This is a genomic window from Streptomyces sp. NPDC006743 (assembly GCF_040703815.1).
Taxonomy (GTDB): domain Bacteria; phylum Actinomycetota; class Actinomycetes; order Streptomycetales; family Streptomycetaceae; genus Streptomyces.
Genome location: NZ_JBEYJA010000045.1, coordinates 18948 through 31495, shown reverse-complemented (window position 1 = coordinate 31495; position 12548 = coordinate 18948). Strand labels below are relative to the sequence as shown.

Annotated in this window: 13 protein-coding genes; 5 read left to right on the top strand and 8 right to left on the bottom strand. The window is 72.2% G+C overall.

Annotated features, from left to right (window positions below):
* The first annotated feature begins 173 nt into the window (after positions 1 to 173).
* Positions 174 to 1517 (top strand): UDP-glucose/GDP-mannose dehydrogenase family protein, encoded by a 1344-nt coding sequence (locus ABZ719_RS28740; protein WP_037852915.1) that lies wholly within the window; start codon positions 174 to 176, stop codon positions 1515 to 1517.
* Between the two features lie 93 nt (positions 1518 to 1610).
* On the opposite strand, the gene ABZ719_RS28735 is transcribed toward ABZ719_RS28740, so the two are convergent.
* Positions 1611 to 2117 (bottom strand): CGNR zinc finger domain-containing protein, encoded by a 507-nt coding sequence (locus ABZ719_RS28735; RefSeq protein WP_366728083.1) that lies wholly within the window; start codon positions 2115 to 2117, stop codon positions 1611 to 1613.
* Between the two features lie 125 nt (positions 2118 to 2242).
* Here ABZ719_RS28735 and ABZ719_RS28730 point away from each other — a divergent pair, with 125 nt between their 5' ends.
* Both ABZ719_RS28730 and ABZ719_RS28725 read left to right on the top strand, forming a co-directional pair.
* The gene (locus tag ABZ719_RS28730) at positions 2243 to 2599 is read left to right on the top strand and encodes a VOC family protein (RefSeq protein WP_366728082.1); all 357 of its coding nucleotides are present in this window, start codon (positions 2243 to 2245) and stop codon (positions 2597 to 2599) included.
* Positions 2600 to 2625: 26 nt separating this feature from the next.
* The gene (locus ABZ719_RS28725; RefSeq protein WP_366728081.1) at positions 2626 to 3018 is read left to right on the top strand and encodes a VOC family protein; all 393 of its coding nucleotides are present in this window, start codon (positions 2626 to 2628) and stop codon (positions 3016 to 3018) included.
* Positions 3019 to 3030: 12 nt separating this feature from the next.
* Here the strand turns inward: ABZ719_RS28725 and ABZ719_RS28720 are convergent, their stop codons facing one another.
* Genes ABZ719_RS28720 through ABZ719_RS28710 form a run of 3 tightly spaced genes read right to left on the bottom strand, consistent with a single transcriptional unit; the run spans position 3031 to position 5878 of the window.
* On the bottom strand, positions 3031 to 4218 hold the full coding sequence (locus tag ABZ719_RS28720; protein WP_366728080.1) for a dipeptidase: 1188 nt from the start codon (positions 4216 to 4218) through the stop codon (positions 3031 to 3033).
* Positions 4215 to 4742 carry a 5-(carboxyamino)imidazole ribonucleotide mutase gene (gene purE, locus ABZ719_RS28715; RefSeq protein ID WP_366728079.1) on the bottom strand — a complete coding sequence of 176 codons (528 nt, stop codon included), beginning with the start codon at positions 4740 to 4742 and terminating at the stop codon, positions 4215 to 4217. The genes ABZ719_RS28720 and purE overlap by 4 nt, the downstream gene beginning before the upstream one ends.
* Positions 4739 to 5878, bottom strand: a complete 1140-nt coding sequence (locus tag ABZ719_RS28710) for a 5-(carboxyamino)imidazole ribonucleotide synthase (protein ID WP_366728078.1) — start codon at positions 5876 to 5878, stop codon at positions 4739 to 4741. The genes purE and ABZ719_RS28710 overlap by 4 nt, the downstream gene beginning before the upstream one ends.
* Positions 5879 to 6063: 185 nt before the next feature.
* Between ABZ719_RS28710 and ABZ719_RS28705 the strand changes: the two genes are divergently transcribed.
* Complete coding sequence (locus ABZ719_RS28705) at positions 6064 to 6621, top strand: GtrA family protein (protein ID WP_366728077.1); 558 nt, start codon at positions 6064 to 6066, stop codon at positions 6619 to 6621.
* Positions 6622 to 6766: 145 nt separating this feature from the next.
* On the opposite strand, the gene ABZ719_RS28700 is transcribed toward ABZ719_RS28705, so the two are convergent.
* Both ABZ719_RS28700 and ABZ719_RS28695 read right to left on the bottom strand, forming a co-directional pair.
* Positions 6767 to 8038: an ATP-binding protein gene (locus tag ABZ719_RS28700; protein ID WP_366728076.1), complete on the bottom strand. Its 1272-nt coding sequence runs from the start codon at positions 8036 to 8038 to the stop codon at positions 6767 to 6769.
* Positions 8039 to 8087: 49 nt separating this feature from the next.
* The gene (locus ABZ719_RS28695) at positions 8088 to 8765 is read right to left on the bottom strand and encodes a response regulator transcription factor (RefSeq protein WP_018566970.1); all 678 of its coding nucleotides are present in this window, start codon (positions 8763 to 8765) and stop codon (positions 8088 to 8090) included.
* A gap of 550 nt (positions 8766 to 9315) precedes the next feature.
* Between ABZ719_RS28695 and ABZ719_RS28690 the strand changes: the two genes are divergently transcribed.
* Entirely contained in the window at positions 9316 to 10812 is a 1497-nt protein-coding gene (locus tag ABZ719_RS28690; protein ID WP_366728075.1) for an oligopeptide:H+ symporter, read from the top strand.
* A gap of 441 nt (positions 10813 to 11253) precedes the next feature.
* Here ABZ719_RS28690 and ABZ719_RS28685 read toward each other — a convergent pair whose 3' ends face one another.
* A complete protein-coding gene (locus ABZ719_RS28685) occupies positions 11254 to 11805 on the bottom strand; it encodes an ATP-binding protein (RefSeq protein WP_366728074.1) in 552 nt (183 codons plus the stop codon).
* 266 nt (positions 11806 to 12071) lie between these two features.
* The gene (locus tag ABZ719_RS28680) at positions 12072 to 12512 is read right to left on the bottom strand and encodes an STAS domain-containing protein (protein WP_366728073.1); all 441 of its coding nucleotides are present in this window, start codon (positions 12510 to 12512) and stop codon (positions 12072 to 12074) included.
* Positions 12513 to 12548 lie beyond the last annotated feature (36 nt).

Below are 12548 nucleotides of genomic sequence, written 5' to 3'. Positions count from 1 at the left end.
TTGCGGTGATGCTAATTACCGTTAAGTAACTCGAATTTTAGGGGCCTGCTCACGTGAGCGGTACGTGAGCTTGGCGACAGCGGGTGACAGGTGGGACATTGCCCGGCACGGGCTACGCGCACGCCCCCGATATGCTCGGGCAGCGCATTGCCATCATCCCTCCTGGAGCATCCATGAGCCTGAAGATCACCGTGATCGGCACCGGCTATCTCGGCGCGACCCACGCCGCGGCCATGGCCGAGATGGGCTTCGAGGTGCTGGGCCTGGACGTCGTCCCGGAGAAGATCGAGATGCTGCGGCGGGGCGAGGTCCCCATGTACGAGCCCGGTCTCGAGGACCTGCTGCGCCGGCACGTGGCCGGACTGGAGGGCTCCACCGGGCGGCTGCGCTTCACCCAGGACTGGGCTGAGGTGGGCGCCTTCGGCGACGTCCACTTCCTCTGCGTGAACACCCCGCAGAAGCACGGCGAGTACGCCTGCGACATGTCCTACGTCGACTCGGCGGTCGCCTCGCTCGCCCCGCACCTGACCGGGCCCGCCCTCGTCGTCGGCAAGTCCACGGTGCCCGTCGGCTCCGCGGACCGGCTGGCCCGCACGCTCGCCGCCCTGGCGCCCGCGGGCGAGGACGCCGAGCTGGCCTGGAACCCCGAGTTCCTGCGGGAGGGCTTCGCCGTCCGCGACACACTGCACCCGGACCGGATCGTCGTCGGCGTACGCAGCGAGCGGGCCGAGAAGCTGCTGCGGGAGGTGTACGCGGCGCCGGTCGCCGAGGGCTCCCCCTTCGTCGTCACCGACTTCCCCACCGCCGAGCTGGTGAAGACCTCCGCGAACTCCTTCCTGGCCACCAAGATCTCCTTCATCAACGCCATGGCGGAGGTGTGCGAGGCCGCGGACGGTGACGTCGCCAAGCTCGCGGAGGCGATCGGCTACGACGACCGGATCGGCCGGAAGTTCCTGCGCGCCGGGATCGGCTTCGGCGGCGGCTGCCTGCCCAAGGACATCCGCGCCTTCATGGCGCGCGCCGGTGAGCTGGGTGCCGACCAGGCGCTGACGTTCCTGCGCGAGATCGACTCGATCAACATGCGCCAGCGCGGGCGGATGGTCGAGCTGACCCGGCAGGCGCTGGGCGGCGGGCCGTTCCTCGGCAAGCGGATCGCGGTGCTGGGCGCCACGTTCAAGCCCGACTCGGACGACGTACGCGACTCCCCCGCGCTCAACGTGGCCGGGCAGATCCACCTCCAGGGCGGTCAGGTGACCGTCTACGACCCCAAGGGCATGGACAACGCGCGCCGCCTCTTCCCGACGCTCGGCTACGCCGGCTCGGCGCTGGAGGCGGTCCGCGGCGCCGACGCGGTCCTGCACCTCACCGAGTGGCAGGAGTTCCGCGAGCTGGACCCGGCGGAGCTGGGCGAGGCCGCGGCGGCCCGGCTCGTCCTCGACGGGCGCAACGCGCTCGACGGGGAGCTGTGGCGGCGGGCCGGGTGGACGTACCGGGCGATGGGACGCCCGACGGCGTAGCGCGGCGGACCCCGTACGGGCGACGCCGGTTCGGCCGAGGCTCAGTCGGCCGAACCGGCGTCTTCCCGCATTCTTGCACCACCGGGCCGGTGATCAGGGCTCCCTGGCGCGGTACCGGCGCATCTTCGCGCGCGCCCCGCACACCTGCATCGAGCACCAGCGGCGGCGGCCGGCCGGGCTGCGGTCGTAGTACGCCCAGTGGCAGGTGCCGGCCTCGCAGGCCTTCAGGCGGCTCCAGGTGCCGGCGACCAGTGCCTCGGCGACGGCGGCGGCGACCCGGGAGAGCAGCGGCCCGCCGTCGGCGGGGGTGAGGGTGGCACTGCCGTCCCGGTCGTCGACGGCGAGCAGCAGCGGGGCCCGCGCCAGCAGGTCGCCCAGCGGTGTCACCGGGCGGTGCGGGGGGTGGCCGGCGTGCGCGAGGAGCGCCGCCCGCAGGGACTCCCGCAGCTCGCGCGCCTGCGGCAGTTCCGCCTCGCCGATCCCGAGGCGGGCGCGGCCCTGCGCCGTGTCGAGCGAGTCGGCGGCCGCCTCGATGTCCAGGGTGTTGACCAGGGACTCGACCAGCGCCAGGCCGCCGGGTGCGGGCGATCTGTCACTCATGTCAGCGACGGTACCTCCGGAACGATTGCGTCGTTACCCGCGACCGGCGAGCATGCGGTAACGGTTACTGGTTACCCGGCTCTACAGGTAACCGCAGGAGTGACCCCGAACACTGGGAGGAAGACATGGCTCTCGCCAAGCTGGGTGTCGTCGTACTGGACTGTCCCGACCCGCGCGCACTCGCCGGTTTCTACGCCGAGGTACTGGGCGGGACCGTCGAGGGCGAGGGCGACTGGGTGGACCTGAAGGTGCCGGGCGGTGTGGCGCTCGCCTTCCAGAAGGCGCCCGGTTTCGTGCCGCCCAAGTGGCCCTCCGCCGACGCCTCGCAGCAGTTCCACCTGGACCTGGACGTCGAGGACCTGGACGCGGCCGAGAAGGGCGTCCTCGCGCTCGGCGCCAGGCCGCTGGCCCAGCAGGGCGCCACGGGCTTCCGGGTTTACGCCGATCCGGCCGGGCACCCGTTCTGCCTCTGCGCCGGCTGACCGAGGGACGACACCAGGAGGTTCCCATGCCCGCCGTGGCACGTCTGCGTTCCATCGTGATCGACTGCCCCGACCCGCACGCGCTCGCCGATTTCTACGCCCGCATCAGCGGCGGCACACCGAAGGCGCAGGACGACGACTGGGTCGTCCTGCCCGTCCCGGACGGCCCCCGGCTCTCCTTCCAGCGGGCGCCCGGCCTGACTCCGCCGGAGTGGCCGCGCGCGGACCGCAACGCGCAGCAGTTCCACGTCGACTTCGACGCCGGTTCCACCTGGGAGGAGATGGACGCCGCCCACGAGAAGGTGCTCGCGCTCGGGGCGCGTCCGCTGGACGTGGAGGACAGCGAGAAGAAGGACTTCCGGGTCTACGCCGATCCGGCAGGGCATCCGTTCTGCCTCTGCCGGATCGAGCACGCGTAGCGACGGCGTCCGTCAGCCGTCCAGTTCCGCGATCGTCGCGTTCGACGGGCCGCGGGTGGCCTGGAGGTCGCGGGCCACGTCCTCGGCCGCACCGAGCACGCGGACCGCGTTCTGCCAGGTCAGCTTGGCCAGGTCGGTCTTCGACCAGCCCCGGTCGAGCAGCTCGGCGACCAGGCGGGGGTAGCCGGAGACGTCGTCCAGGCCTTCCGGGGTGAAGGCCGTGCCGTCGTAGTCGCCGCCGATGCCGAGGTGGTCGACGCCGGCCACCTCGCGCATGTGGTCCAGGTGGTCGGCCACCGTCGCCACGGTCGCGACCGGGCGCGGGTTCGACTCCTCGAAGGCCCGGTGGACCTTCATGCCCTCCTCGGTGGTGTCGAGGTGGTGCAGGCCGTGCGCGCGCATGTTCTCGTCCGCGGCGGCCGTCCATTCGGCGGCGGCCTGGAGCACGAACTTGGGCAGGAACGTCACCATGGCCATGCCGCCGTTGGCGGGCAGGCGTTCGAGCACGTCGTCCGGGACGTTGCGCGGGTGGTCGCAGACCGCCCGGGCGGAGGAGTGCGAGAAGATCACCGGGGCCGCCGAGGTGTCCAGCGCGTGCCGCATGGTGGTCGCGGCCACGTGGGACAGGTCGACCAGCATGCCCAGGCGGTTCATCTCGCGGACCACCTCGCGGCCGAACGCCGACAGGCCGCCCACGCCGGGCTCGTCCGTCGCCGAGTCCGCCCACGCCACGTTGTCGTTGTGGGTGAGCGTCATGTAGCGCACGCCGAGCGCGTACAGGCCACGGAGGGTGCCCAGCGAGTTCGCGATGGAGTGGCCGCCCTCGGCGCCCATCAGGGAGGCGATCCGGTCCTGCCCGCGGGCCGCCTCCATGTCGGCGGCGGTCAGCGCCGGGGCCAGGTGCTCCGGATAGCGGGCGAGCAGCTGCCGTACGCAGTCGATCTGCTCCAGCGTCGCCGGGACCGCGTCGGGCAGGTCCGAGCGGACGTACACCGACCAGTACTGCGCGCCGACCCCGCCGGCGCGCAGGCGGGGGATGTCGGTGTGCAGGTGGGCGTCCTGGCGGCCGGCGATGTCCCGGGCGCCGAGGTCGTAGCGGACCTGTTCGCGCAGCGCCCAGGGCAGGTCGTTGTGGCCGTCGACGACCGGGAACTCACGCAGGAGCTCCCGGGCCTCCTCCAGTCGGCTCACCGTGCTCACTTCCCCGTGCCGAAGCCGAAGCCGGCCGAGCCCTCGACCTTGGCGCGCAGCCGCTTGCCCTTCTCGGTGGCCTGGTCGTTGAGGTCCTGCTGGAACTCGCGCATCCGGGCCAGCAGGTCCTCGTCGTGCGCGGCGAGGATGCGCGCGGCGAGCAGGCCCGCGTTGCGCGCGCCGCCGACCGACACCGTGGCGACCGGCACCCCGGCCGGCATCTGCACGATCGACAGCAGCGAGTCCATGCCGTCCAGGTACTTCAGCGGCACCGGCACGCCGATCACCGGCAGCGGGGTCACGGAGGCGAGCATGCCGGGCAGGTGGGCGGCGCCGCCCGCGCCCGCGATGATCGCCTTGAGCCCGCGTTCGGCGGCCTGCTCGCCGTAGGCGATCATCTCGTGCGGCATCCGGTGCGCGGAGACGACGTCGACCTCGTAGGCGATCTCGAACTCGTCGAGCGCCTTCGCGGCGGCCTCCATGACGGGCCAGTCGGAGTCCGACCCCATGACGATGCCAACAACTGGGCTCATTCGGTGATCGTGCCTCTCAGGTAGCCGGCTGCGTGACGGGCGCGCTCCAGCACGTCGTCCAGGTCCTCGCCGTAGGTGTTGACGTGTCCGACCTTCCGGCCGGGTTTCACGTCCTTGCCGTACATGTGGATCTTGAGCTGGGGGTCGCGGGCCATGCAGTGCAGGTACGCCGAGTACATGTCCGGGTAGTCGCCGCCGAGGACGTTGACCATGACCGTCCACGGCGCGCGCGGGCGCGGGTCGCCCAGCGGCAGGTCCAGGACCGCGCGGACGTGGTTGGCGAACTGCGAGGTGACCGCGCCGTCCATCGACCAGTGGCCGGAGTTGTGCGGGCGCATCGCCAGCTCGTTGACGAGGATGCGGCCGTCGCGGGTCTGGAACAGCTCGACCGCGAGGTGACCGACGACGCCCAGCTCCTTGGCGATGCGCAGGGCCATCTCCTCGGCCCGCAGCGCCAGGTCCTCGTCCAGGCCGGGTGCCGGGGCGATCACGGTGTCGCAGACGCCGCCGACCTGCCGGGACTCCACCACCGGGTAGGCCACGGCCTGGCCGTGCGGGGAGCGCACGACGTTGGCGGCCAGCTCGCGGACGTAGTCGACCTTCTCCTCGGCGAGGACGGGAACGCCGGCGCGGAAGGGGTCGGCGGCCTCCTCGGCGGAGTCCACCACCCACACGCCCTTGCCGTCGTACCCGCCGCGGACGGTCTTGAGGACGACGGGGAAGCCGTCCCCTTCGGCCGCGAAGGCCGCCACGTCGGCCGGATCGGTCACGATCCGGTGCCGGGGGCAGGGCACGCCGAGCGCGTCGAGCCGCGCGCGCATCACCCCCTTGTCCTGGGCGTGCACCAGCGCGTCGGGCCCGGGCCGGACGGGGATGCCGTCCGCCTCCAGGGCGCGCAGGTGTTCGGTGGGTACGTGTTCGTGATCGAAGGTGATCACGTCGCAGCCCCGCGCGAAGGCACGCAGCGTCTCCAGATCGCGGTAGTCGCCGATGACGACATCGCTCACGACCTGGGCCGCCGAGTCCTGGGGGGTGTCACTGAGAAGCTTGAACCTGATGCCCAGCGGGATGCCCGCCTCGTGTGTCATACGAGCGAGCTGGCCACCGCCGACCATGCCGACTACCGGGAACGTCACGCCCCTAGCGTATCGGCCGCTTGGGTGCGGCCGGATTCCGCGCCCCGTACCGCCGCTCCGGCCCGCTCCGCGGCGGCCGGCGCGACCCGTTTCTCCTCCCTGGCCCGGTGCGCGGGCGGCACCCGCCCGCGCTGGATAGCATGGGCGGGCTGACGACACCGACCCGGACGGGGGCCTGCACGACCATGGGACGTGGTTCCTCGGGGCACCGATCGGCGCCACCGGCGCCCCCGAACCCGGTGCTGGGCCGCGTCGGGCGGCTGTGGCGGGAGGTCGCCAAGTTCGGCGCGGTGGGCGGAGCGGGGCTGCTGGTCAACCTGCTCGTGTTCAACCTGGTGCGGCACACGACCGACCTCCAGGTGGTGCGGGCGAGCGTCATCGCCACCATCGTGTCGATCGTCTTCAACTACATCGGCTTCCGCTACTTCACCTACCGGGACCGCGACAAGGGCGGGCGCACCAAGGAACTGACCCTGTTCCTGCTGTTCAGCGCGATCGGCCTGGTGATCGAGAACGGCGTCCTCTACCTGGCCACGTACGGCTTCGGCTGGGACAGCCCGCTGCAGAGCAACGTCTTCAAGTTCCTCGGCATCGGCATCGCGACCCTGTTCCGCTTCTGGTCGTACCGCTCCTGGGTCTTCCGCGCCCTGCCGGCGGCCGGTGAGGCGGCCCCGCGCACGAGCCGGACGCAGGCGGGCCACCGGGCGGAGACGAAGAAGCCCCGCACCGACGCCTTCCGCTGAGCCGGACCCGGCACCCTTCGCTGAGCCGCACCGGCGCCCCCGGCTCAGCCCGACCGCCGCGGCACGGCCGACGGCCGGCCGCGCGGGCCGCCGCCGCGCCGGGGGCCACCGCCATGCCGGGGGCCACCGCCGCTCGGGGAAGGCGCTACCGCACCGTCGGCTCGTCCTCCGCCGCCCTCTTCGTCGGGGGCGTGCGGGACAGGAACAGGCCGAAGACCGGGGGCTGGGCCTGGAGCAGTTCGAGGCGGCCGCCGTCGGCCTCGGCCAGGTCACGGGCGACGGCGAGGCCGATGCCGGTGGAGTTGCGGCCGCTGATGGTGCGCTCGAAGATGCGGGCGCCCAGGTCGGCGGGGACGCCGGGGCCCTCGTCGGTGACCTCGACGACCGCCTGGTTGCCGGTCACGCGGGTGCGCAGCGCCACCGTGCCGCCGCCGTGCATGAGCGAGTTCTCGATCAGTGCCGCCAGTACCTGCGCGACCGCGCCCGGCGTGCCCACGGCCCGCAGGTGCCGCTTGCCGGAGCTGACGATCGCCCGGCCCGCGCTGCGGTAGGCGGGACGCCACTCGGCGATCTGCTGCTGGATGACCTCGTCCAGGTCGAAGGAGACGGCGGAGCCGGTGCGCGGGTCGCGGGAGTTCGTCAGCAGCCGCTCCACCACGTCCGTCAGCCGCTCGACCTGGGTCAGCGCGACGTTCGCCTCCTCCTTCACCGTGTCCGGGTCGTCGGTGAGGGTGATCTCCTCCAGCCGCATGGACAGCGCGGTCAGCGGGGTGCGCAGCTGGTGGGAGGCGTCGGCGGCCAGGCGCCGCTCGGCGGTCAGCATCCGGGCGATGCGTTCGGCGGAGCCGTCCAGCACATCGGCCACCCGGTCCAGCTCGGGGACGCCGTAGCGCTTGTGCCGGGGCCGCGGGTCGCCGGAGCCGAGCCGCTCGGCGGTCTCCGCGAGGTCGGTCAGCGGGGAGGCGAGCCGGTTGGCCTGGCGGATGGCGAGCAGCACCGCGGCCACCACCGCGAGCAGCGCCACCAGCCCGATGATCAGCAGTGTCCGGCCGACCTCGCGGGTGACGGAGGAACGCGGCTCCTCCATCCGTACCGTCTCGCCCTGCTCGCCCGTGGCGGTGGAGTGGATGACGTCACCGGAGGGCTTGGTCCCGATCTCGATCGGCGGGTGCCCGGGCAGGCCGATCACCGCGTACTGGCCCGCGGCCACCTGTTCGGCCAGGATCCCGGCGTTGACGGTCTCGTCCCCGAGCAGTCTGCTGTCGACGATGCTGGCCAGCCGCAGCGCCTCGGAGTCGACCCGCTCCTGCGCGCTGTTGCTGATCGTGCGGGTCTCCACGATCACCAGGGAGACGCCGAAGACGGCGATCACGACGAGCACCACGGCGAGCGTGGACTGGATCAGTCTGCGGCGCATGACCTCTTACCTGACGGTGCCCGGACCCGGGGGGACCCGCACGGCGGACTCAGCTCTTCTCGAAGCGGAAACCCACGCCCCGCACGGTGGCGATGTAGCGGGGGTTGGCCGCGTCGTCGCCGAGCTTCTTGCGCAGCCAGGAGATGTGCATGTCGAGAGTCTTGGTCGACGACCACCAGGTGGTGTCCCAGACCTCGCGCATCAGCTGGTCGCGGGTGACGACCCGGCCCGCGTCCCGCACCAGCACCCGCAGCAGGTCGAACTCCTTGGCGGTGAGCTGGAGTTCCTCGTCGCCCATCCAGGCGCGGTGCGACTCCACGTCGATGCGCACGCCGTGGGTGGCGGGCGGCTGCTGGGGCTCGGCGGCGCCGCGGCGCAGCAGGGCCCGGACCCGGGCGAGGAGTTCGGCGAGCCGGAACGGCTTGGTGACGTAGTCGTCGGCGCCCGCGTCCAGGCCGACGACCGTGTCGACCTCGTCGGCGCGCGCGGTCAGGATCAGGATGGGCACGGTGTGGCCCTCGGCACGCAGCCGACGGGCGACCTCCAGGCCGTCCATGCCGGGCAGGCCGAGGTCCAGCACGACCAGGTCGACACCGCCCTGCATTCCGGCGTCGAGCGCGGTGGGTCCGTCCTCACGCACCTCGACCTCGTAACCTTCCCGGCGCAGTGCGCGGGCCAGCGGCTCCGAGATGGACGCGTCGTCCTCGGCGAGCAGTACACGGGTCATGGGGTGATGGTAGTCCGCCCGTGGCGCCCGCTGGGGTGGCCCGCGGTGTGATCGGCTTCCGGTGCTCTTACCTTGCGGCGCTATGGTCGCGCCCGCCCCCGCGTCAGGGTCACGGACCTTTCACCTCGTCCGTGCCAGGCCGCTGACCTGGGATGCCATCCTTGAGGAAACCCTCGAGAGGGGCCGCGCGGTTCCCTCATCTCCTGTGATCCCCGTCTCAAGTCCTTCCATATCCGGCACTGTCCTGCCGTATGGTGAGTTGAACGCCTGTAGCACGCAGCGGACCTTTGGCGCTCGTTCGACGCTGAAGGTCCCTTTTGCGTGCGGGCCGGTTCTCCCCGGCCTCGAAAGGAACGACCTAGGGCCGGGCCTCACCGGACGCATCGTCGCGTCGCGAGGCGTGGATCCCGGTGGCCGCCGTCCCTCACCCCGCGATCCGGGGCGAACTCCCCTGGGCGTGGGGTGGACGACAGGCCCGCCGGTGCCGGCCAGCCCCCCACCGGGCGCGTACCGGCTCGCCGTGGCGCGTCCCGACCAGCAAGGAACGACCATGGCGTCCAGCCTGACGAAGGACTCGGTCCGCCCGGGCACCCCCGGTTCCGAGAAAACCTTCCTCGGCCACCCCCGCGGCCTGGCCACTCTCTTCATGACCGAGATGTGGGAGCGTTTCTCCTACTACGGCATGAAGGCCCTGCTCCCGCTGTACCTGGTGGCACCGGGCGGCCTGCACATGAACGCGGCCACCGCGACCGCGATCTACTCGGTCTACCTGTCCCTGGTGTACCTGCTCGCGATGCCGGGCGGCTGGGTCGCCGACCGGATCCTCGGCCCCCGCAGGACCGTCGCGGTGGCCGGCGCCGTCATCATGCTGGGACACGTGACCCTGGCGCTGCCCTTCAGCGGCACCTTCTTCGCCGGTCTCGGTCTGGTCGCCATCGGTTCGGGCCTGCTGAAGTCCAACATCTCCACGATGGTCGGCCACCTCTACAAGGGCGCCGACGACCCGCGCCGCGACGGTGGCTTCACGCTCTTCTACATCGGCATCAACCTGGGCGCCTTCTTCGCCCCGCTGTCGATCGGCACCATCGGCGAGAAGGTCAACTGGCACTTCGGCTTCGCGCTCGCCGCGCTCGGCATGGCGCTGGGCCTGGCCCAGTTCCTGCTCGGCTCACGCCACCTCAGCTCCCGCTCGGACATCGTCCCCACGCCGATGACCGCCGAGGAGAAGAGGTCCACGCTGACCAAGGCGGCCGGGTGGGCGGCCGTCGCCGTCGTCTTCTACGCGATCGTCGGCTTCTCGGGGGTCTACACCCTGAACTGGCTGATGGTCCCGCTCACGCTCGCCGGTGTGATCATCCCCGTCCTGGTCATCGCCCGCATCAAGCGGGACAAGGAGCTGGACCGGGCCGAGCAGTCGAAGATGAGCGCGTACATCTGGTTCTTCGTCGCCGCGGCCGTCTTCTGGATGATCTACGACCAGGGCGGCTCGACCGTGTCGCTGTTCGCCGAGAAGTCGGCCGAGAACAGCGTCTTCGGCTGGCAGTTCCCGGTCTCCTGGTACCAGTCGGTCAACCCGGTCATGATCATGGCGCTGGCGCCGGTCTTCGCCTGGGCGTGGCTGGCGCTGGCCCGGCGGGGCAAGGAGCCGAGCACCGCGGTCAAGTTCTCGATGGGCCTCGTGCTGATCGGCGCGTCCTTCTTCCTCTTCCTCGCCCCGCTGGGCATCGCCGACGGCGGGCACAAGGCGGCGGCGCTGTGGCTGGTGGCGATCTACTTCGTCCAGACCGTCGGTGAGCTGACCCTCTCCCCGGTCGGCCTGTCGGTCACCACGAAGATGGCGCCCGCCAAGTACGCCTCGCAGATGATGGGCGTCTGGTTCCTGGCCGTCAGCGCGGGTGACGCCACGACCGGTCTGCTCTCCATCGCCAACGTCAACCTCGACAAGACGGGCATCGTCGCGCTGGAGGCCGCCCTCGCGGTCGTCGCCGGATTCGCGGTGTGGATGTACCGCAAGCGGGTCAAGGAACTCATGGGCGACGTGCGCTGACACCATCCCGCCCGGTTCGCCGAGAGCCGCCGCATCCGCAAGGGTGCGGCGGCTCTCGCGCTTTCCGTGGGGCGGGTTGCGTGGGGCGGTTTCCGCGGGGCGGCGGTGTGCGTGCAGGGGTACGCGTGCGGAGGACGCGTACTGAGGTCCGCGTACGGGAGTTCACGTGCGGGGGTTGCCGTGCGCGCGGGATCGGGGTGCCGTAGCGATGGGGCGGGGGCGGGCCGGGGGACGGTGGCGGCCGCAGGCGGCCCGGGTGGCCGCGCGGTGGCAGGAGAGGCCGTACGGCGGTCAGGAGCGGGACGCGTCGCGACGGCGCGGCCCCGGCGCAAGCGCCCCCGCGCGAGCCCCCACGGGGTGCGCGGGCGGGCGCGCAGGGGGTGCGCGCGGGCGGGCACGCGGGCGCCGCGGGCGGGCGCGCGGCCAGGGCCTGTCCCGGACCTACGCCGGTGCGCCCAGCTCCGCCCACACCTTCTTGCCCGCCGTGCCCGGGACGCGGATCACGCCCCAGTCCAGGCACAGGCGCTGGACGATGAACATGCCGTGGCCGCCGGGGCGGCCGGCCCGGTGCGGGGTGCGCGGCGCGGGCTGGCCCGAGCCCCGGTCCGACACCTCGATGTGGATCACCTTGTTGTCGCAGGTGATCTCCAGCCGTTCCGGTCCCTCGGCGTGCAGGCAGGCGTTGGTGACCAGTTCGGAGACGACGAGGAGCACGTCCTCGGCGGCGGCGCGCCGGTCGGCGGTCGCGGCGGGCAGCCACCCCCACGCGTACAACGCCTGACGGGCGAAGTCACGGGCCAGCGGTACGACGCCGCTCGCGCCGTCGAAGCTCAGTCTGCGGACCTGGCGGCCCTCCGACGGGGTCGCCGGCACGGCCGTCGCACCCCCTGCTGCGGAGGCGTCGTCGGCCGGCACGTCCCCCTCGGACGCCCCGGAAGCGCCGCTGGGCTCCGGGCCACGGTCGCCCGGCGAACAAGGCCGGGTGGTGCTCATCAGCGCTTCACCTCACCGATTCACCAGTTCACGATTCAAAAGTCACCACGTTCGTACATGGCCGGTACGCCACCGGTCGATCCGTTTCACGATGCTCCTGCCCGACCGATCCCTCGGAACACCACCTGTTTTGCGGCGGCCGCTGCGGACCCGGCCCAGCGGACCGGCCGGAGGGGTTCCGGGCGGCGTCCCGCGAAGCCGCGCCGAAGGAGCCGAAAGGAGCGAGGAGCACGGAAGAGGACACGCCGACGGCACCGCCGTCGGTTTCAGCCGGCTCCGCCGACCGGTCCGGCCGCGTCGGCCCCGCCGGCCGCGTCCGTCCCGGCGACCGGGCCGGTGTCGTCGGCCAAGGCGTCCTCCAGCGTGTCGTGCACGGTGAAGACCGCGTCCGCCCCTGTGATCTCGAACACCCGCGCCACCACCGGCAGCATCCCCGCCAGGTGCACACCTCCCCCGGCCGCCTCCGCCTTCAGGCGCGCCCCCAGCAGCACGTTCAGTCCCGTGGAATCACAGAACTCCAGCCGGGAACAGTCCACCACCAGGCGCGAGCGGCCCTTGTCGACGCACGCCTCGAGCGGCTCACGCAGCAGGTCCGCCGTGTGGTGGTCCAGTTCGCCTGCCGGTGTCACCACGGCGCTGGAGCCCTCTTGCCGCACTTCCACCAGAAGCCGGCCCGACTGTGCACTGCCGACCGTCCCGCGGTCCATGCCGTCTCTCACTCCCGGAGTCTTGGCTGCTGACTG